23 protein-coding genes are annotated in these 20,891 nt (G+C 36.6%); 12 read left to right on the top strand and 11 right to left on the bottom strand.

Annotated features, from left to right (window positions below):
* Positions 1-6: 6 nt before the first annotated feature.
* Positions 7-1,383, bottom strand: coding sequence for an ammonium transporter (locus NYE61_RS06410; protein WP_303447995.1), 1,377 nt, complete (start codon positions 1,381-1,383; stop codon positions 7-9).
* A gap of 330 nt (positions 1,384-1,713) precedes the next feature.
* Positions 1,714-2,055, bottom strand: coding sequence for a P-II family nitrogen regulator (locus NYE61_RS06405; RefSeq protein ID WP_095309498.1), 342 nt, complete (start codon positions 2,053-2,055; stop codon positions 1,714-1,716).
* Positions 2,056-2,437: 382 nt separating this feature from the next.
* On the opposite strand from NYE61_RS06405, the gene spxA reads away from it, so the two are divergent.
* The 6 genes from spxA to pepF all read left to right on the top strand — a co-directional run bounded on the left by spxA (position 2,438) and on the right by pepF (position 9,446).
* Positions 2,438-2,833, top strand: a complete 396-nt coding sequence (gene spxA / locus NYE61_RS06400; protein ID WP_095309496.1) for a transcriptional regulator SpxA — start codon at positions 2,438-2,440, stop codon at positions 2,831-2,833.
* A gap of 347 nt (positions 2,834-3,180) precedes the next feature.
* Positions 3,181-3,582 carry a thiol-disulfide oxidoreductase DCC family protein gene (locus NYE61_RS06395; protein WP_095309494.1) on the top strand — a complete coding sequence of 134 codons (402 nt, stop codon included), beginning with the start codon at positions 3,181-3,183 and terminating at the stop codon, positions 3,580-3,582.
* Between the two features lie 457 nt (positions 3,583-4,039).
* Positions 4,040-4,732 (top strand): adaptor protein MecA, encoded by a 693-nt coding sequence (mecA, locus tag NYE61_RS06390; protein WP_095309492.1) that lies wholly within the window; start codon positions 4,040-4,042, stop codon positions 4,730-4,732.
* Between the two features lie 146 nt (positions 4,733-4,878).
* The gene (locus tag NYE61_RS06385; RefSeq protein WP_303447994.1) at positions 4,879-6,171 is read left to right on the top strand and encodes a DUF5068 domain-containing protein; all 1,293 of its coding nucleotides are present in this window, start codon (positions 4,879-4,881) and stop codon (positions 6,169-6,171) included.
* Between the two features lie 175 nt (positions 6,172-6,346).
* Positions 6,347-7,540, top strand: a complete 1,194-nt coding sequence (locus NYE61_RS06380; RefSeq protein WP_095309490.1) for a competence protein CoiA family protein — start codon at positions 6,347-6,349, stop codon at positions 7,538-7,540.
* A gap of 94 nt (positions 7,541-7,634) precedes the next feature.
* Positions 7,635-9,446, top strand: coding sequence for an oligoendopeptidase F (gene pepF, locus NYE61_RS06375; RefSeq protein WP_095309488.1), 1,812 nt, complete (start codon positions 7,635-7,637; stop codon positions 9,444-9,446).
* 47 nt (positions 9,447-9,493) lie between these two features.
* Here the strand turns inward: pepF and NYE61_RS06370 are convergent, their stop codons facing one another.
* The 4 genes from NYE61_RS06370 to NYE61_RS06355 all read right to left on the bottom strand — a co-directional run bounded on the left by NYE61_RS06370 (position 9,494) and on the right by NYE61_RS06355 (position 12,021).
* Positions 9,494-9,679 (bottom strand): hypothetical protein, encoded by a 186-nt coding sequence (locus NYE61_RS06370; protein WP_095309486.1) that lies wholly within the window; start codon positions 9,677-9,679, stop codon positions 9,494-9,496.
* Positions 9,680-10,065: 386 nt separating this feature from the next.
* Positions 10,066-10,959: a ClpXP adapter SpxH family protein gene (locus tag NYE61_RS06365; protein WP_095309484.1), complete on the bottom strand. Its 894-nt coding sequence runs from the start codon at positions 10,957-10,959 to the stop codon at positions 10,066-10,068.
* 18 nt (positions 10,960-10,977) lie between these two features.
* On the bottom strand, positions 10,978-11,364 hold the full coding sequence (locus NYE61_RS06360) for a globin (RefSeq protein WP_095309482.1): 387 nt from the start codon (positions 11,362-11,364) through the stop codon (positions 10,978-10,980).
* 84 nt (positions 11,365-11,448) lie between these two features.
* A complete protein-coding gene (locus NYE61_RS06355; protein ID WP_095309480.1) occupies positions 11,449-12,021 on the bottom strand; it encodes a CYTH domain-containing protein in 573 nt (190 codons plus the stop codon).
* A 227-nt stretch (positions 12,022-12,248) separates the two neighbouring features.
* On the opposite strand from NYE61_RS06355, the gene NYE61_RS06350 reads away from it, so the two are divergent.
* From NYE61_RS06350 to NYE61_RS06340, 3 genes are all read left to right on the top strand, one after another.
* Positions 12,249-12,857 (top strand): GTP pyrophosphokinase family protein, encoded by a 609-nt coding sequence (locus NYE61_RS06350; protein ID WP_118888748.1) that lies wholly within the window; start codon positions 12,249-12,251, stop codon positions 12,855-12,857.
* Between the two features lie 100 nt (positions 12,858-12,957).
* Entirely contained in the window at positions 12,958-13,767 is an 810-nt protein-coding gene (locus NYE61_RS06345) for an NAD kinase (RefSeq protein ID WP_095309476.1), read from the top strand.
* A 15-nt stretch (positions 13,768-13,782) separates the two neighbouring features.
* Positions 13,783-14,655, top strand: coding sequence for an RluA family pseudouridine synthase (locus tag NYE61_RS06340; RefSeq protein ID WP_303447992.1), 873 nt, complete (start codon positions 13,783-13,785; stop codon positions 14,653-14,655).
* Positions 14,656-14,660: 5 nt separating this feature from the next.
* On the opposite strand, the gene prpE is transcribed toward NYE61_RS06340, so the two are convergent.
* On the bottom strand, positions 14,661-15,401 hold the full coding sequence (gene prpE, locus NYE61_RS06335) for a bis(5'-nucleosyl)-tetraphosphatase PrpE (protein ID WP_095309472.1): 741 nt from the start codon (positions 15,399-15,401) through the stop codon (positions 14,661-14,663).
* A 293-nt stretch (positions 15,402-15,694) separates the two neighbouring features.
* Between prpE and mgtE the strand changes: the two genes are divergently transcribed.
* Together mgtE and NYE61_RS06325 are read left to right on the top strand one after the other, a co-directional pair.
* Positions 15,695-17,080, top strand: coding sequence for a magnesium transporter (mgtE, locus tag NYE61_RS06330; protein WP_095309527.1), 1,386 nt, complete (start codon positions 15,695-15,697; stop codon positions 17,078-17,080).
* A gap of 369 nt (positions 17,081-17,449) precedes the next feature.
* Positions 17,450-17,956, top strand: a complete 507-nt coding sequence (locus NYE61_RS06325; RefSeq protein ID WP_303447991.1) for a CotO family spore coat protein — start codon at positions 17,450-17,452, stop codon at positions 17,954-17,956.
* A gap of 50 nt (positions 17,957-18,006) precedes the next feature.
* Here the strand turns inward: NYE61_RS06325 and NYE61_RS06320 are convergent, their stop codons facing one another.
* A complete protein-coding gene (locus NYE61_RS06320; RefSeq protein ID WP_095309468.1) occupies positions 18,007-18,492 on the bottom strand; it encodes a CotY/CotZ family spore coat protein in 486 nt (161 codons plus the stop codon).
* Between the two features lie 234 nt (positions 18,493-18,726).
* Here NYE61_RS06320 and NYE61_RS06315 point away from each other — a divergent pair, with 234 nt between their 5' ends.
* Positions 18,727-18,981, top strand: coding sequence for a hypothetical protein (locus NYE61_RS06315; RefSeq protein WP_095309465.1), 255 nt, complete (start codon positions 18,727-18,729; stop codon positions 18,979-18,981).
* Between the two features lie 43 nt (positions 18,982-19,024).
* Here NYE61_RS06315 and NYE61_RS06310 read toward each other — a convergent pair whose 3' ends face one another.
* The 3 genes from NYE61_RS06310 to NYE61_RS06300 all read right to left on the bottom strand — a co-directional run bounded on the left by NYE61_RS06310 (position 19,025) and on the right by NYE61_RS06300 (position 20,864).
* Positions 19,025-19,732 (bottom strand): DUF421 domain-containing protein, encoded by a 708-nt coding sequence (locus NYE61_RS06310; protein WP_095309463.1) that lies wholly within the window; start codon positions 19,730-19,732, stop codon positions 19,025-19,027.
* 194 nt (positions 19,733-19,926) lie between these two features.
* Complete coding sequence (locus tag NYE61_RS06305; RefSeq protein ID WP_095309461.1) at positions 19,927-20,349, bottom strand: GNAT family N-acetyltransferase; 423 nt, start codon at positions 20,347-20,349, stop codon at positions 19,927-19,929.
* Positions 20,346-20,864 (bottom strand): YjcG family protein, encoded by a 519-nt coding sequence (locus NYE61_RS06300; RefSeq protein ID WP_095309459.1) that lies wholly within the window; start codon positions 20,862-20,864, stop codon positions 20,346-20,348. Before NYE61_RS06300 ends, NYE61_RS06305 begins: the two co-directional genes overlap by 4 nt.
* Between the last annotated feature and the right edge of the window lie 27 nt (positions 20,865-20,891).

The following is a 20,891-nucleotide window of genomic DNA, read 5'->3' as shown; positions in this document are numbered from 1 at the left end:
TATAGGTCACGAACTTTGCTTAGATGCTGTTTCAAAAGGTATGTTTTGATTCAATCGATCGGCTAAGCCGAAGCTTCTTGTTGGAATTTCTGTGTTTTCATCTAATAGGTTATCTTTAAAATGATAAGCATTTGAACCATGTTCTGTAAAGTCGAGGCCAGCAATTTCCTCATCTCTTGAAACGCGAATCGGAGAAAATTTATTTAGCATATAGGTAAAACCACCAACTGATAAAGCAACCCAGCTAATTACGGCAACAACTCCTATAGCTTGAATACCGAGCTGTGAAAATCCATTCCCGTAGAATAAACCGGTTGAGGTGGAAAACAGCCCGATTGCCAAAGTTCCCCAAATACCGCAGATTCCATGTACTGCAATCGCACCAACTGGATCATCTACCCTAAGTTTGGTATCCAAGAAACGGATACCTTCCACTAGCAAGATTCCTGAAATGAATCCAACAATAAGAGCCCCACCAAGTGTGATTTCTGCAGCGCCTGCTGTAATTCCGACGAGCCCACCTAAAACACCATTCATAGAAAGCGAAGCATCTACTTTTTTGAACCGAAGCTTTGTATAAAGAGCCGAAGCGCATAAAGAGGCAGAAGTAGACAATAAGGTTGTGCCGATAACCATTGGGACTAATGCTGGGTCAGCAGCTAATGTACTGCCGCCATTGAAGCCGAACCAGCCCAGCCAAAGTATAAATACACCAAGTGCGCCTAATGGTATATTATGACCTTGAATGACGTTTACTTTATTCCCTTTATATTTTCCGATACGTGGTCCCAGGATAAGCACAACCATAAATGCAGCAACTGCACCAGTTAAGTGAACGACCGTTGATCCCGCAAAGTCACTAAAACCTAAGGCGGATATCCACCCATCTCCTTGCCAAATCCAGTGACCAACCACTGGGTAAATAAATGCGGTTATAGCTACAACAATAAATACATAGCTGCCAAGCTTGATTCGTTCAGCAACTGCCCCTGACATAATTGTTGCGCACGTTGCCACAAACATTGCTTGGAAAACAAAAAATCCAATGTCTTCCACACCACTGAGCATAAAGCCGTCGATTCCGATGAATGAACCACCAGAAGTGCCAAACATAATTCCGTATCCGACAATGAAGAATAATATTGCAGCAATGCTGATTGTCAGAAAATTTTTCATTAAGATGTTCAACGTATTTTTAGAGCGTGTAAAACCAGATTCAACCATTGCAAAACCGGCATGCATAAAAAATACTAGAACGGCTCCAAACATAAGCCACACCAGATTAACGGATAATTCTAGTGATTCAACTGTAGGTGATGCGGCATAAACTGGTGATGCAGTAAAAGATATCAATAAAAATAAAAGTAAACTTTTCTTAAACATATCATTTCCTCCCAGAATTTTAATGAATATACAAAGAAAGATTTATCTCTAAAATTTAAAGTAGCTAAAAGGATATGAAGAAGAGTAGATGCTGTCACATCCTTTTTAAAGAATGAATGTTGTTATCATGGTGTGAAGTTATTTTTGTGATCTAAAGATTACATGGAGAAGGTTACAAGATCATAACCTTATTTTAAAAATGAGAAAATACGAATCTTTAACTGTTAGGACAGATGCATTCCGAAATAAAACTAATATAGATAATTGGTATATCCAGTTTTACGGAACAGCGGTGAAAGAAATGTATCAGTGTATTCGAGTTAGTTATTGTCACATAACTGCTTCTACACCTCGTTCGCCTGTGCGAATTCGAATTGTTTCCTCGATTGAAGAAACGAATATCTTACCATCTCCGATATTCCCTGTGTTGCAGCTTTCAAGAATAATATCAATGATTTGTTCTAATTGATTTTCTTCCACGACCATTTCAACTTTGAGTTTCGATAATAATTGTATTTGGAATTCTGTTGATCTGTAGACACCAGTTTGCCCTCGTTGCTTGCCAGTTCCAGCAACTTCAGTCACTGTAAGACCATTGATTCCGATTTGTGAAAGGTTATATCGAAGGGTTTGAAATGTTTCTGGTCTAATAATGGACTCAATCTTTTTCATTGTTCCTCTTCCTTTCATTATATGTTAGGTTTCCTAACATTATTAGTTATGTTAATTATCATAATTGTAAATTTTAATCATTGCAAGTGTTTTTTTTTATATATTTTTAGAAAATTTCGAAGTGAACGTTTGCAATTTGAAGGGAAATCTTTTTACTTAATAGGTTTAATTGAAATTGAGAATGGGTACATTACATAATGAGTTAAGATATTATCTAAAAATATTGTAAAACTTCCTGTTAATTCTAGAATATCCCCTACCTTTTGGTTGACAAATGTAGTATACTTATACATATGGGTAGTTTAAACTTATTTTAATTTAATAAGTTTACCAATGTTTATGATAATGATCTAACATACTTAAAAATGAGGAGTGAAGTTTCATGGTAACACTTTATACCTCGCCAAGTTGTACTTCTTGCAGAAAGGCAAAAGCATGGCTAGAAGAACACAACATACCGTTTACAGAACGTAATATTTTCTCTGAGCCGTTAACACTTGATGAGATTAAAGAAATATTACGTATGACTGAAGATGGAACGGATGAGATAATTTCGACGCGTTCGAAGGTTTTTCAAAAGTTGGATGTAAATATCGAACAACTTCCAATGAAGGATCTATTTAGTCTAATTCAAAAAAATCCTGGATTATTGAGAAGACCAATTATTCTGGACGAAAAGCGCCTGCAAGTAGGTTATAACGAAGATGAGATTCGCAGATTCTTACCGAGAACTGTACGTACGTTTCAATTGCGCGAAGCTCAGAGGATGGTTAACTAACTGTTTTTTCATAAATAAAATAAAAAACGCAGACTCCGTTATGGAGCTGCGTTTTTCTACTTATAAGTATGTATTCAAAAAGGGAATGAATAGGACTGAAGTCGGCTGAATTCGCAACGTCCTGTGCAGGCGCGGACACCAGCACGCTCCTGTGCGTCGAAGTTCGAGGCGAAGTAGCTCCCCCGTACCGGGCTTACACAGAATGTGCTGACTTCTGCTTTCGACATAGGACGTGTCAGTTTTTAGTCGAAGGTCCTCTTTTCTCGATGTGTATTTTCACAGGAATTTTTGAACAACCTCTATAAGAATATCTTGTTGAGGTAGCATCAACATAAGGAGTGAGTGCCGTGGAAAGATTAATATTATTTGATGGTGAATGCAATTTTTGTGACCGAGGTGTACAATTTATCATCACTAGGGATCCTAAAGGTCGTTTTAAATTTGCTTCGTTACAAAGTGATATTAGCAAAAATATCTTGAGAAGCCTTGATACTCCTAAAGATTTAGATAGTATGGTGCTTATTGAGGATAACAAGTATTACATTAAGTCTGCGGCAGCTCTTCGAATATGTAAGCAATTAAAGGGACCATGGAAAATAGTCTATGGTTTTGTAATTATCCCAAGACCAATACGTGATTTTTTTTATGGAATTATTGCACGAAATCGTTATAAATGGTTCGGTAAAAAGAGGAGTTGTGAATTGCCTAGTCCAGAAGTTAGGAAGCGATTTTTGACAGACGGAAATTAAAAAAATGAAACTTTCCGTGATGTAAGGCTTAACAGATACCAATTTTTTCTAATAATCTTGTTGTAATATTAGACCAAGATGCATCATGTATTTGTGCTGAAAAATGTGATTATCTCATAGCGCGAAACGGGTGACAAAATAGGGGGAATGCTGTAAAATAGCATACTAACTATCCATTTCAATTTGGATGGAATGAAGAAATTCGTATGATAAATAGGCATATTAATTTCCAAGATGTCGTACACTATCATACAATAGAAGTAAACAGAGAATAACGATGGTTAGAGTCACCTTGAAAAGGGTACTACAAACTATAGAGTAGCATAATAGTTGAAATAAATAATTGGTGAAGATGTCTCTTCCACCTAACTGTTCTCCTTAATATGAAATGACTAGGCGATACTCCTGCAAGGATGAAACAGCAATTAATTTTTCAATTTGAAGGGAGAGAATTAAATTGGAAATAGAGAGAATAAATGAGAATACCATTAAGTTTTATATCTCGTATATTGACATTGAAGACCTCGGTTTTGAACGTGAGGAAATTTGGTATAACCGTGAACGTAGTGAACAACTTTTTTGGCAAATGATGGATGAAGTTAATTACAAGGAAGACTTCAATCCCGATGGACCATTATGGATTCAGGTGCAAGCAATGGAAAAAGGGCTTGAAATAGTTGTTACTAAGGCAAAAGTATCTAAAAATGGGGAGCACCTTGAATTAGATACAGAGGATGCAGATGATTACGATGTACCAGTTGAGGAAAAAATCGAAAACCTGCTTGAAGATAAATTTGGTAAGAATGTTTCGTCTTCAGAAGGTGATGAAGAAGATATGATTGAGGATAATTTGTGGATTATTGTAGAATTTAATGAGTTTGAAGATGTCATTCAGTTAAGTCATTATTTCAACAACCTATCTCAATTTGGGGAAGAGACACTATACCATTATCATGATAAATACTATTTATACATGGAATTTTCTCACGAAATACTTGATGATAACAATCAGGAGAATATAATCAGTCAAGTACTAGAGTTTGCAAATGATTCCGATTTATCCATTCATTTATTGGAAGAGTATGGGAAAATTATTTTTGAATCAGATACATTTTCACAAGTAAGATCATACTTTCCAGTTGAAGTATAGACATTCTGTAATAGGAATGTCTATTTTTTTATTTTCAAACGTTCTAATAACCTAGGAATAATGTATCATTTTTGCAATATTCATAGACTTTTCGATTTGGTATAGTAATATAATAGTTGTGTCTAGTAAAGAAGGAGGATAACCACGTGAATCGAAAAGGACTTATATTTTTAATTACATTACTTTTATCAGCAATGGTACTAACTGCATGTGGTAATGGAGATGAAGAAAATGAAGGATCAGAAGCTAGTGCAGAAGAACCAGAGGAAGAAGTGATGGGAGATGAGACAGAAGAAGAGCCAGATCAAGCAGAAGAGGAAAAAATAGAGGAAAACGAAGAAGAGCCTGCAGATACGAATAAGGAAGGCAGTTTCAGTGAATTGATTACATATATGGAAGAGGAAACACAGGGTATAGCAAACGTACTATATGAAAATAATAATTCACAATCGCATGATATGGAAGGGATATCATTAACATTAGATGCTTATACATTGGTTGAATTAACGGATTTTCATAGAGATTTCGCTATCCCATTTGATGACCAAAATAATGGAGCGGTCATTATCGCACAATACACAGTGAAAAATGATACAGATGAAAATGTACATTATATGCCAAGTCTTTATATGACCTATGTTGGTGCGGATAAGGATTTAAATAATCATCGATACCTTTTGCCTGAAGAAGAACAATTACCAACGCTGCTTTCACCTAACAATGAATACTTATTAGAAGCGGGGCAGGAACTTACAGGTTACTATGCATATCCTATTGGAGAAGATCGTCTGGTTAACGTATTAGAGGTTGGTGCGGTTGATGTTGGAGTTCCAAAACCTCAAACAGATAAAGATGATTTTTCTACTACTTTTGGTTCGGAAGGTAGATTCTCCTTCCCTCTTGATGCGGAAAATGCTGAAAAGGAAGAACAAACCGCAAGCCAGGGCTTCTACGAAGATAAAGCAACTGCTGATAATATGGGTGACAAAGAGATGTTAGAAAGTGAAGAAGGAATTGGAAAGAGTGAAGATGTAGACCAAGCAAGTGTGACATTAGAAGGCTATCAATTCACAAACTTTGTTCCAAATGCAGATGAAGCGCCGCGTTTTCAGTCTGATGAAGTAGTATTATTAACAGTTAGATTTACTATCGATAATGGATATGATGAAGATATTTCCAAAAGCTCTATATCTTCTAATTTATACTTAAACGATGGTAAACAGTGGACATTAAATGAAGGAATGTTATTGCCGTATGGATATGGTGATGTTATTCCTGCTAACGATAGCGATGAACTGCTACAAGTTTTTCTTCTGGATCAAGAACAGTATGAAAAAATTTGGAAAGATAAATCATTTGAAATGGAAATCGGACCGATGCGCAATATAGATGGTGAAGATATTTCCAAAGGTGCAGAAGCGAAGTTTAAATTGAAATAAATAATGAGCGTATGTAACGAATAGTAGCCAACCAAACTAATTGGATACTATTCGTTTTTTTAAAGTTGATTTAAAAAAAACGTAAATATAAATTGGAGAGACCTTTAATTATATCCCAATAGAAGCAGGATTTTGTCATTCACTGTCGAATATATAGTTCGATGGAGGTGATGTAATGCTGCAAGCTAAAACAGCCGATGGTAGATCCGTCACGCTTGCATCCATGAATCGAGAAAGCATACTGGCATTGAAAAACACTGGCATACTATTTTATTGTCCTGTTTGTGGTAAACAAGTAATTATGAAGGTTGGTGTTAAAATAATTGCTCATTTTGCTCATAAATCTACTGTAGATTGTCCGTCCTATGAAGGTGGAGAGGGGATGTATCATGAACAAGGAAAACTATTGCTATATCAATGGTTGAAACGCCACGATATGAAGGTGGAATTAGAAGTATATCTTCCTGAAATTCAACAACGTCCCGATATATTCATAACATGGAACAACAGACGAATTGCTATTGAGTATCAATGTGCTAGAATTTCAGGAGAAATAATAAGGAAACGTACTCATGGATATCGATCAAGTGGCATTATTCCAATATGGATTGCCGGAGCGACCCTGTTTACACGTTATCAAGCGAATAGCTTTCGAATTGATCAGTTTACGAAACAATTACTGCACCAATATAACCCACGATTGCCACCTGTCCTATACTACTTTTGCCCATACACCTCTCAACTTGCAATCTTACAAGATATTTTCATTACCAAAAGCACACAAGCCATTGGTAAAATCCGTATTTCACCACTAAATAAACATAAATTTTCAGACCTGTTTCAATTTGAATTTTTTACAAATGCAGAACTACAATATTTATGGCAGAAAGAAAAGTTTAAATTTCGTCAGACGCAAGGAATAAAACCTTATGGAAGTGAATTGAATTGGCGTAGATGGCTCTACTCCAAAGGACTGCATCTTGAAAACCTCCCATCAATTGTCCATCTCCCAATAACCTCGCAATATCGAATGAAAATCCCGCTATGGAATTGGCAGAGTAAAGTCTGCCTGGAGATTATTGATCCACTTCCCGTTGAAGGTGTTTTTTCTAATGCTGAATGTCAAGGTCTTTTCTTCCGGCAGCTATACAAATCAAAACAGTTTCCATTAATCCCTTCGCAAAGTAATCCAGTTCAAGAGTACCTTAGCTTGCTCGAGCAGCTTCAAGTGATTGAGAAAGTCTCTAGCGGTATGTATAAAAAACGCCAGCCAATTTCCTTTTATCATCATATTGAGCAAGCAGTACAAGGAGATGAGCAGCTTGTAAAGGAATTATTTAGGCAAAAATCAAACATAATACGAGCATGAATTGGGAATAGTTCGTTATACTAAAGTATAGATGGAAGGATTTTATCTAGGAAATCTAGAAATAGTAAAGAAAGAATAAGGGAGGAATTTATTCATGGCAAAAACCACAAAGGAATTACCAAAACGCAGTGACATACCAGTTGAATCTACATGGAGATTAGAGGATATCTTTGCCACTGATGAATTGTGGCAGGAAGAATTAAAAAAATTGCAAAATGATATTCCAAAAGCAGAAGCATATAAAGGGAAATTATCAGAGTCTCCAGATGCCTTATATGATTTGTTGAAACTACAGGATGAACTTTTTGAGCGCCTTGGAAAATTATATACATATTCGCATATGCGATATGATCAGGATACAACCAATTCCTTTTATCAAGGCTTAAATGCTCAAGCGGATATGGTGCTAACTCAAGCATCAAGTGTAATGAGTTATATTGTTCCAGAAGTGCTTCAAATGGATGAGGCTAAAATTAAGCAATTTCTTGAAGAAAAAGAAGAACTAAATTTTTATAAAAAAGTATTGGATGAAATTAACCGCGGGCGTCCACACGCATTAAGCGAGAAAGAAGAGGCGTTGCTTGCCGAAGCATCCGAGCCTTTATCAAGCTCTTCGCAGACATTTGGTATGCTTAATAACGCTGATTTAACCTTTCCTTCAATTATCAACGAGAATGGGGAAGAGGTTGATCTTACACATGGAAGATACTCTACATTTTTAGAATCAAAGGATCGTCGTGTTCGAGAAGATGCGTTCACTAAGGTATATGACACGTATGGTAATTTTAAAAATACATTTGCTTCAACACTTAGTGGAGCAGTGAAAACCCATAATTTCTCTGCCAAAGTTCGAAATTATGAATCTGCAAGACAGGCTGCACTGGATAACAATAATATACCTGAACAAGTTTATGATAATTTAGTCGAGGCTGTTAATGAAAAGCTTCCATTATTGCACCGTTATACAGAGCTGCGTAAAAAAGTATTAAAGCTTGATGAATTGCATATGTACGATTTGTACACACCTTTGGTCAAAGAAGTTGAAATGAAGGTTTCCTATGAAGAGGCTAAAGATTTTATGTTTAAAGGGTTATCTCCACTCGGGAGTGAATATGGAGAAATTCTAAAAGAAGCTTTTGAAAATCGCTGGATCGATGTAGAAGAGAATAAAGGAAAACGAAGCGGAGCATATTCTTCTGGATCATATGCGACAAATCCATATATATTGATGAACTGGCAAGATGATGTGAACAATACGTTTACATTAGCACATGAGCTAGGTCATTCTGTTCATAGCTACTATACAAGAAAAACCCAGCCTTTCCGCTATGGAGATTACTCCATTTTTGTAGCTGAGGTTGCATCTACGACAAATGAAGCATTGTTAAATGATTATTTATTAAATAATTTAGAAGATGAAAAACAAAAGCTATATATTTTAAATCATTTCTTAGAAGGCTTCCGCGGAACGGTATTCCGTCAAACGATGTTCGCTGAATTCGAGCATGAGATCCATGTAAGAGCAAAAGACGGAGAAGCACTTACTGCGGATAAGCTAACCGAAATCTATTATGATCTAAACAAAAAATATTATGGAGAAGCAGTTGTTTCTGATGAAGCAATCGGACTGGAATGGGCAAGAATTCCACATTTCTATTACAACTATTATGTATACCAGTATGCAACAGGATATTCTGCTGCGACGGCACTTGCGAATAACATATTAGAAGGAAAAGAAGGTGCAGTTGATCGTTATCTTGATTTCCTGAAAGCTGGAAGTAGTGATTATCCAATCGAAGTGTTGAAAAAAGCTGGGGTTGATATGACTTCAAAACAACCGATTTTAGATGCACTTGATGTGTTTGAGGAAAAATTGAATGAAATGGAACGCATGTTATTAGGATAAGGCATGCACAAATAAGAAAGGGGAATCAGCAAATCGCTGATTCCCCTTTACCTAAACCGCCGATATACATTTCGCTGGGTTAAGGAATGAAGCGTTACGTAGATGGATAAGAAAAATAATGGCAATGTGATAAAAAGTGGAATGAGCTTCATTAAGCCCAATAAATTTAAGAAAAAGGCAAAAACAGTTAAAGTGATAAATAAAATAGGATAAAACCGATAAATTCTTCGCATCTCAATCCCTCCAGTGACATCATCAATCGGCTCATTACACTATATGATTAGAAGTGCTCGTATAGAAGTGAACATTTTGTGAATATGTGCACATATAGGTTGAAAATCAAATTACTTCTTGTTATTATAAGATTGTAAGTTAAGTACAAACAAATACCCCTTTTGTTTGATCATGAAACTTTCTCCCATCCCCCTTTGTATAAATACAAAGTAGGAATAAGGATATACGCTGCCCCGTATATCCTTTATTTTTTTGCCTTCATTTAATTTTTCTAGTAAACGACCATAAATTTATTCTGAAGCCTACTGCGAAATACGATAAATTGTAGTGCATTTATTCCTATAGTTTAATGGCAAAAAAAAAGCCTCTGTGTAAGGCTGAAAAACTAAAAAATATATTTCCAAAAGGATCCATATTTTGCTGGGATTTTTTCGACAACTTGCTGAAATTGTAGTTTTTTCATTTCTTTTTCTGTTTTGGCAAGTGACCAATCGTAAACAACCGAAATTTCCTTCGTGCCTACAACCTCATAATATTCTAAGAAAGTTTCTAGAGGTGGCTTTACGGAAGGTATGGGTGTTCGTTGCAGCATTTCTTTTAATACAAGCTCATAAATTTCATATGGATAAAGACCGGAAATTTTAATACCTTCCTCTTCAACAACTTGATTAAAGAATACAATTGTTGGAATATAATCTACTTCCATTTCACGTGTTAACTTCAAATCACATTGGTATGCTTTTTTTGCGGAGCCCGAGAACAGATCTCTCTCAAATTCTTCAACGTCTAACTTAGCTTCTTTCGCACATTGAAGGAGTACGTCTCCATCTGATATGTTCTGCTTCTTTAAGAAAAGATTCTCTTGCAGTTTTCGCAGAAACACCATTCCTGCTTTTTTACCTTGAAGCTCTGCCGCTTTTATTGCAAGTGATGCAATCCAAGGATAAGAAACTGGGTTTTCAATCCATAAATCTCCATCACAGCTCATACCAGTACGTTTTGCTGTTCTTTCCCACATATCTTTTAACTTTCTTGGTTTATCAAAAGAATCGGTATTCAGTGCTCTTAGTTGGCCACTTACAATTTGACGTATGGTGAAAAAACGTCCATATTCAACGGACAATTTTTTTAGATAAGGTTCTAGGGACCAGCATTCCGCACACAGCGGATCAATAAATACAAAAATTTCTATCGGTTTTTGTACAATATCAACATAGCTATAGTTGGCCGATGTGTTTGTGTGATTTGAGCTTGTAAGCTCAGTTTGGTTCCAACTCACATCGAATTCTCCTTTCTCTTATTCAGGCGTGTTCATCATGTGGTTTGCAGTCAGGGTCAATTTCTCAAATATAGCCGTGCGGTATGGTTCCTCGATTTCTATTTCATCTAACGCTTCTGCCATACAATCTAGCCAAGCATCTCGTCTGGAAGGAGTTATTTCAAATGGTAAGTGACGTCTTCGCATCATTGGATGGCCGCGTTCTGCTTCGTAATTCCTCGGACCTCCGAAAAATTGTGTTAAAAAAAGACTCTGCTTTCTTGCAGTTTCTGTTAGGTCTTCTGGAAAAATTGGTATAAGTTTTGGATGCTTTCCTACTCGCTTATAAAAGGCATTAACTAGTTTGTCTATTGTATCGAATCCGCCAATGGCCTCATAAATAGTACCATGTACAATCTGTTCCATAATTATCTCCTTGGATGTTTGTATATATTGTAGCAACGGATGCCGAAATGAGCAACAAATCTGATTTTGACTAGATTGTATTACCTATTTTTCCAACGAGTGGAAAAACCGTTCGATTTTATTTGGTGTTGTGCGTTGCTCTATCTTATTTTCTTCGAGCAATTGATGAAATATACGTAATCCATCTGCCTTTGTAGGCGCCTCTAGCTCTAATTCATAATCTGTTTTATGGTTGTACGTGCTGTAATCAAGTACAAGCAATACATCTTGATATGGGACTTCTCGCCTCAATGTGGAAAGACTGCCATAATAGGTTAGCTTTTCAGGTTGTATGTTTTTCTTCAGTAGTTGTTTTGATGTATTGACTTTCGGGATAATTGTTCCATTCATCCAATTTAATGCTTCTTGTTTGGTGAGTAAGTCATGAGTCTCAAGTAAACCATCAGGGTGCGGTTCTTTTAGAGTTAATGTATATTTCCCATCTTTTTCCCTTATTCGTATAGCGCATCCTAATTCTTTAAGCGAGAATTCCTTTGTCTCAAAGTAATGGTTTATTTGCAGTTTTCCTTCTGATGGAAAAGGGATGCTATTTAGTAATTGATCATACTCCTCCTTTTCTAATAAGTTTTTAAATTCAATTTCTATTTCTTGTGTCATAATCTATGTCCCCCAACTTGAAAATAGGTTATTATTAATTATGGCGAAAGATGAGCATGTATGCAAAGATTAGCCATTTTCGTCTGATGTGTTAAAATAGGGTTGATTCATAATAGTTATTCAAACATTGACAAGGTAATACTTTATTGTCAAGCTGGCAATTCGAGATGCTTTTTTATATGTTGAAGGCTGTTATGAACCTGAGATGAACGGTAAGGGTGATAACAATGAAATGGGAAGTAATCCTTGCTCCATATAAGCAAATTGTTGAAGAGCTAAAAGTAAAATTAAGAGGAATGCGCGCACAATTTGAACTCGAATCAAGCCATTCTCCAATAGAATTTGTAACTGGTCGGGTAAAACCGGTACATAGTATTATGGAAAAAGCAGAAATACGCGGAGTTTCACTAGATGAAATTGATACCGAAATCCAAGATATTGCTGGTGTTCGTGTTGTTTGTCAATTTGTTGATGATATTTATACAATTGTAGATATGCTTCATACGAGGACTGATTTTACGATAGTTGAAGAGAAGGATTATATTGCGAATAAGAAAACAAGTGGCTACCGCTCGTATCATATGATTATTGAATATCCGGTTGAGACAATCCATGGCACGAAGCTGCACCTAGCAGAAATTCAAATTAGGACGCTCGCCATGAACTTTTGGGCAACAAATGAGCATTCCTTAAATTATAAATATGAAGGCAAATTACCAGAAGAGGTAGAGTCAAGGCTACAAAGAGCAGCAGAAGCAGCATTTAAATTAGATGAAGAAATGTCGAAGATAAAAAGCGAAATTCAGGAAGCGCAACGAATATTCCACCGTAAGTAAAGTGTAAAGACTCGGGGCGACCAGTTAGCAACGTGCAAACTACTGCGCCTCGACCGTTTATGAAAGGGACTGTAATATAAGTAATAAGGGGAGAGAGTGGATGAAGTTTAAAATTGTTTCAAAAGGTGATGAGCGTTCTAATAAGATTAAAGCAACGATGAAGCAATATTTGTCAGAATTTGATTTAGAATATGATAAAGTCGAGCCAGATCTCGTTATATCGGTTGGGGGAGACGGTACTTTTCTGGAGGCATTCCATCGATATAATCATCGGCTTGAAACAACTGCGTTTATTGGTCTCCATACAGGGCATTTAGGATTTTACACGGATTGGGTTCCGTCTGAAGTGGAAAAGCTAATTATTGAAATTGCCAAAACACCGTTTCAAACAGTAGAATATCCATTGCTCGAAGTAATTATTCGTGGGAAAACAGGGGAAAAGGAAGATCGTTTTTTGGCACTTAATGAAGCGATGATTAAAACTGCTGACGGTTCTTCAGTCGTTTTTGATGTGGAGATCAAGGGAGAGCATTTTGAAACATTCCGCGGGGATGGGATTTGTATTTCTACTCCTTCTGGAAGCACTGCGTATAATAAAGCGCTTGGCGGAGCAATTTTACATCCGTCACTTGAAGCGATACAAATAACGGAAAATGCATCAATAAATAACCGCGTGTTTCGTACAATCGGTTCGCCATTGGTGTTGCCAAAGCATCATACGTGCTTCTTAAAACCAATGAGGGACAGCAGTTTTTTAATTCAAATCGATCATTTTATAAAAACATACACGAATGTGAAATCAATTCAATGCCGTGTGGCGAATGAAAGAATCCGCTTTGCGCGTTTTAAACAATTTCCGTTTTGGAATAGGGTACGGGATTCCTTTGTGGCGGATGATGATAATAGATAGTGAGGATTTTATAAAATGAATTGGGTAATTGAAAAAAAATACGCAGGATTAACTATTCGTGAGTATTTGCAAGGTATCCATGGTTTTTCAAGGAGAATTATTATTGCGATAAAGCAAGAGGGGAAGCTCCTTGTAAATGACTTGGAGAGAACGGTTCGCTATGTTCTGGCGGAAGGGGATGTGCTAGAAATTCATTTTCCAGCTGAAAAGGTAAGCGATAATCTTCAACCTGAAAATATCAATTTAAATATTGCCTACGAAGACCAAGCTGTAATCGTTATTGATAAACCGGCTGGTATGGCAACGATGCCGTCTAAAAACCATCCGTCAGGTACGATGGCAAATGGGCTAATTGGATATTACAGGAGAAATAACCGTATGTTTACTGTACATGTTGTGACACGGTTGGATCGCGATACTTCTGGTCTTGTGCTTGTTGCCAAGGATAGATATAGCCACTCATTGCTGGCAAAAGCGCAGCAATCGAATAAAGTAAAACGTACATATATCGCGTTTGTGGAAGGGATTTTAGAGGCGGAGAAAGGAACTATTGATGCTCCGATTGCGCGTAAACCTGATTCTATAATAGAACGTACTATTCATGAAAGTGGGAAACCAGCCATTACACACTATAAAAAACGCTCTGAAATTGAGAACAGAACCATGGTTGAAATTGAGCTGGAGACGGGACGAACACATCAAATTCGTGTCCATTTCTCCCACTGTGGTCATCCGTTAGTGGGAGATGATTTGTATGGTGGCTCATTACAAATCCTCAATAGACAAGCATTGCATTGTAATGAGCTATCCTTCGAACACCCAATAACAAGAGAGAATATAAAGGTTCAATCGAAGCTTCCAGAAGATCTGCAAAAACTATTGAATTAACAACCTTATGTGAAATCAGTGAATTTATCTTCTAATAATGGTTGTCGGGATGGAACAGAGATTATTTTTTCTTCAGGTAGGCGAAATGCTGTTAATCGGTTGCCAAATACACATCCAGTGTCAATATTGATTGTTTTATTCTGGATTCGTGGATTCTTCACGGGTGTATGTCCGTAAACAATCCAATTATTTCCGTGATAGTCTTTTGCCCAATCTCTTCGAATCGGTCGTCCACTACTGTCAAACTCTCCGCTAATATCGCCATAGAGTACGAAGGTTTTTACTTTTTTATCTGTACGACCAATCAGACTTTCTTTAATCCCTGCATGGGCGATGATAACGTTTAGTTCCGGTAGCTGTAAATAAAGAGGAGCTTGCTCATACAACGTAAGAAATTGCTTTTGGACCAATTTCTGTTCTCTTGTTGGCATGGATTCATATTCAGCCACTGTCGTTTCTAAACCGTGTTTTCGTTGAACATTATTGCCTAGGAAATAACGATACAATTTATTGCAATGATTACCTGGAACATAAAGTGCTTTTTTATGTTTTACAACCATTTGATAAACAAGTTGGATAACGGCTATAGAGTTAGGCCCGCGATCGGTAATATCTCCTAGAAATACTGGGGTTCGTTTATGCGGATGAACATAAATATCTCCTTTATATTCATAGTCTAATGTATTAAAAAGCTTATGCAGTTCATCGATACAGCCATGTATATCGCCGATAATATCAATTTTCAAGGAAAACACTCCATTCAAAAAAGGTAAGATTATTTCAGGCTGGCTTCATATACTAACGAAGTACGTTCAAAGATTTTTATAAAAGTGCGTGTTCTAAAAGCAAGTAAACGAAGAAATTCAATGTGCCATTTTTACCGGACTTTTTGAACAACCTTTAAAAGTGTAATGGTATCCAGTGTACATTATATTGGTTTTATTTTGAATACAAAAGAAGCGGCATTGTTTTATTTATCTCCATCTAGGGAATTAATATAAGAATGATTGTTGCTTCGTTTGGGAAAGGAAGTGGTAAGATGAGCACGAAACCGGATAGACACGAGGAACGATATGAGGAAAAAGTGAGAGAACGATTTCAAGAAGTGCAAAGCCTCCTGCTAGATGAACAGATAGAAGGTTTTCGTACGAAATTTCTTGATATGCATCCATATGATCAAGCAATGTTTTTCCAGGAGCAAGATAAAACGAACCGAATGAACATTTATTCCTATTTATCTCCTGAAGAAATTGCAGAAGTAATGATTAATATAGAGCTTGAAGATGTAACAGCCCTTTTTATTGAGATGGATCCTCGCTATGCTGCAATGGTATTTTCGAAAATGCCTGCAGATGATGCAGTGGATGTGTTGAATGAATTAGACAAAGAAGAAGTTGCTAGTTTTTTAACGATTATGGAAAAGGAAGCAGCGGAAGAAATAAAACAATTGCTGCATTATGAGGAAAAAACTGCCGGTAGTATTATGACGACAGAATATGTCGCCATCTACCAAAATGAGACGGTAAAAGAAACGATGCAGCTTTTGAAAAAGGAAGCTCCAGATGCAGAAACGATTTACTATTTATTCGTCCTTGATGATTCCAAACGCTTAGTAGGTGTTCTTTCAATTCGAGATTTGATTGTCGCAGATGAGGATACACGAATAGAGGAAATAATGAGTGGGAGTGTTGTGGCAGTTTCTGTTGCGAAAGATCAGGAAGAGGTAGCACTAATGTTTCGAGACTATGATTTTCTTGCGCTGCCAGTTGTTGACTTTCAGTATCATTTATTAGGTATTATTACGGTCGATGATATTTTGGACGTTATGGAAGAAGAAGCAAGTGAGGACTATTCTCGACTTGCTGCGATGTCCGATACGGATAAACGGGATGACACAGCATTGACCTCAGCTAAACGACGCTTGCCGTGGCTTGTCATTCTATTGTTTTTAGGACTTTTTACAGCTAGCTTAATTGGCAGGTTCGAGGAAACATTAAATGAGGTGGCAGTGCTAGCGATCTTTATACCGTTAATTGCTGGGATGGCTGGTAACACAGGAACACAAGCACTAGCCGTAGCGGTGCGTGGTATCGCTACTGGTGATTACGATAAAGAAGGTAAGATGAAATTAATTTTACGTGAGGCCGTTACTGGATTAATTACAGGGACTGTATGTGGTATTCTTATAACAATCGTTATTTATCTATGGCAAGGTAATCTTTACTTAGGTTTGTTAGTTGGTGTTTCAATTTTAGCTTCATTACTTGTTGCAACACTTGCGGGTTCCTTGATACCAATGATTATGCATAAATTTAATATTGACCCAGCAGTAGCTTCGGGTCCATTTATTACAACAATTAATGATATTATTTCTATTCTAATTTACTTTGGAATGGCCACGACGTTTATGAGCTACTTAATATAGTTACTAAAATAACTTCTTCCGGTTGGGAGAGGTTGTTTTTTTATTGCATGGGAAACTATAAAATTTGAATGCTGTGGATAACTTAGTTACCGGAACAGCCACGTCCAGCTCCAGCGCCCAACGACTAGCGAGACTTCCCTCACCTCCGTACGATAAGTCAACATCGACTTCCTACGGTCGCCGTGTTTCCTTTATCTCCTGCGTAGGAATGTTCGACAAGTCGAACCACCCCAAAGTACGGGGCGCAGTCCGTACGTCGCTAAACGGGCGCTTGCGCTTTTGTTATTTACTACCCTGTTTGGCTGGGCAACACATTTCATTTATTGGGTTCATATAATGGGGTGAGGAAAAAAGAAGGGGAGATAATACATGAGTAAAAAAAAGTTTGCGAATGAGCCATTACTATACATCCATCAACCCACTATTGGAACGACAAAGGCACCAATGCAGCACAGTTATATGAGTGAAAGGAAAACAAAACAAAATCAAAGCAGTCCGGAAGTAATCCATTCTCCAAAAAGAGTTAATCGAAGACATCATGCATTCTTACAAGAGGAAACTACGGAAGAATTAGAAGAGACAACAGGAGCAAATGTTCAAGATAGTGAGGAGCAACAAGAAATTGAATTTTCATCACCTAGAGAGCGGCGTAAACAATTTAAGGAAATGAATACTCAAGAGCGAATTGATTATTTTCTTACACGACCCAAATTTGCCCCACAGGTTAGGTGCGAAATTAAAACAAAGGAAAAAACATATCGCGGTATTGTACTTGGAAAGAATGAAGAAGAAGTCGTTTTCAAAACCGGAAATCGTTCTGCGCCAATACAAATTGCTATCGATGAAATTACTGAAGTACAACTACTTGGATTTTAGAGAAAAACACCATTTAGTGGGAAATCCCTCTAAATGGTGTTTTTTTAGTATTAATCAAAGTCCCTGCTGAATGCATCAATTGCTGGTAGACAAGTTACATGGCAGAAGCAATCTAAGTCAACGGTGATACAAATACCTGTGGCACGCAATTTATCTGTACTTTGATCCGTAGGACATTTTAAATGCTCACATCCGGTGTTTTCACCTTCTCTTAGCAGCAGTTCAAGAACAGCACAATGATCATTGTCTATTTTTTTCACTCTGAAAATAAAGCTAGCAAGAATTGGTCCGATTTTATTTCTTCTCTCTTTTAGAGCACCAAATCCTTTAAATGGTTTACAGCCATCCTTGCAGTATAAAATAATCGGTACTGTATCTAAACCATTACTAGGTTCGTTCTCACCCAGTAGATCGCTAATCGATTCATCACAGCTAGTGTCACAGCAATTTTCTACGATATCATTTTGTGCGTCCACAATGTCTTTAAGGATATCTACAACACAATTACCTGATTCAAAATTTTTCCCACATCCCATGAAAATAGCTCCTCTCAAATGTAATTACTTTCCTTTATAGGATATGTGTCTTTAATTGGATTGTGTGGGCATTTAACCGGGTTTTTACTGATGAACGATAAAGTGAAAAAATAAATAAAGAGGTTTACGTTTATAAAAAAAGGGTAATACATATAAAAAGAATTTAAAGGACCGACAATAATAACATATTTTTAACGTATATATATTTAAAATAGTCTGATAAGGGGTGGGGGAATGAGTTATATTTTACCAGTAACGCACTTTCAGTATAATGATTATCAGAGACGAACCATTCAGGAAAAGGGGAATAAGCATTTTATTGAAAGTCCTTTTAAGGTAATTCTCGAAAAGGAGCATCAGGAAATTTCAACCAAATATGATGCAATTAATAGGGGAAGCAAGCGTCTATATGATACTCGAGGAGCAGACGAGGATATAGCTGGAGAGTTAATAACTGGAAAGGGCATGCACATTAATGACTATGTATAAGAAAACGCTACCTTATTGTAGCGTTTTCTTACTGTAAGGAGGTTTATGGTTCCCACTTTTGATGATTTCGATTAAGAAAAGGGAGCACAAGCAGTTTTTGATCTTTCATATATTCAGCGTAAAATACATCTTCCAGCTGATTATAACCTTGTTCGATTAATTGTTCCATTAACCATTCTTCACTTAGGTTCTTTTCTTCTAAATTATCGTATATAATTTCTCCATCGTTAATTAAGGTAGTTGATAAATCGACATCCTGTGCAGAAAGCTTCATGTCCTTTCTTGTGGGGGGTTGATAGTCGGACTTTTTTAGAACGGAAAGTGAACCATTTGCTTCTAAAATAGCAAACTCGACTTCCCGTACAGAAAATGTATCCTTCTCACGCAGTAAATGCTGCAATTGATCAATATCGAGTTTGTTTTTTTTCATTGTATCGCGAATCAATTTTCCATTATAAATAATAATGGACGGGTTACCTTCAATAAAGCTTCGAGTTCGTTTGAATTTTTGAGTTATAATTTCTGTAGTATACATCAATACACCATAAACAGTAACGACAAAAGCAATTTCCAGAACACCAGCATGTGGATCGAATAATGCATTACCGACAAGTTCTCCCAACAATAAGGCAGATATAAAATCAAATGCTGTGATTTGCGAAATTTGTGTTTTCCCTAATACCTTCGTTGCAATAAATAGAGCAAAAAAGCCGAAAACAAGTTCGTAAAACATCGTAAAATATTCTTGCATAATTATTGCCCCCTGTTAAAAGCATTTATCGTTTAGTGTATCCAAGTAAAGAGATATCATGTAAAAATGGAATTGGTCGCTATGGAAAAGGAATTTGAGGTAGATGCCGCTTTCGGTGATAAAGATTTAAGGTGTGCAAATCTAAATGAGAAAACAATAAAAAACGCGCTACACAATTGTAGCGCGAAGATGTTTTAGAGTTCCTTTACCATGGTAATATGTGGAATTCCAGCATCCAGAAATTCTCCGGATACAGTTTTATATTCTAATTTCTTGTAAAAATCCTCGGCATGCGTTTGGGCATTTAATTTTGCCTTTTGATAACCTTTTTGAGCAATTGCTTTCTCCATTGCATCAATAAGTTGTTTGCCGCAAGATTTTCCACGATAATTTTTTACTACACAAATACGTTCTAATTTACCATATTCATCAACAAATCGAAGGCGACTTGCAGCAATAGGCTTATCCTGGTCATACATCACGAAATGTGTTGCAATTTTTTCAAATTCATCGATTTCTTCTTCTGGAGGAACGTTTTGTTCATCAACGAAGACCTCCATCCGAACATGATATGCATCTTGAAGTTCTTCTTTTGTTTCTACTGTTTTTAAATTCATACTTGTTCCTTTCCAAACACAAATGTTTCATAGACAGTCCATGATCCGTTATCTAATTGATACAGTAATTGGAAGCGGTCAATCGTATCTTCAAACTGAAAAGATTCCATTTTCAATCTGCCGAAAACATCGGAATATTCATCATGTACGAGGTCCTGAGCGATTGTAATGTGCGGGACAAATGGATGCTCATTATTATCCTCGAATTTATCTACATGCATTTTTGCTTGTAAATCCATTAAAGCTTGAACGGGTTCAACCTTAAAATAAATCGTATTCGTGACGGGTGAAAACGTACTGACTTTATTAATATGAATGGTAAATCGATCTGTCTCATTAGCAATATGTTTCATTTCCGTAATCAATTCATCCAATTTATCATCATTCGCTTCAAAAGACCTTTTAAGCGTGATGTGCGGTGGAATCAAAGCATAATGAGGATCATAACGTTTTCTGTATGCATTTGCTTGGTCTTGAATTGGTTTTGATGGGAAAATTGCAATACCATAGTTCATTAATAAAACCTCCTGCATTGTAGTTTA

This window comes from Oceanobacillus sp. FSL W7-1304 (assembly GCF_037969805.1).
GTDB lineage: Bacteria > Bacillota > Bacilli > Bacillales > Amphibacillaceae > Oceanobacillus > Oceanobacillus profundus.
Note: the sequence above shows the minus strand (reverse complement) of the source record. Positions and strands in the feature narration are given on the sequence as shown.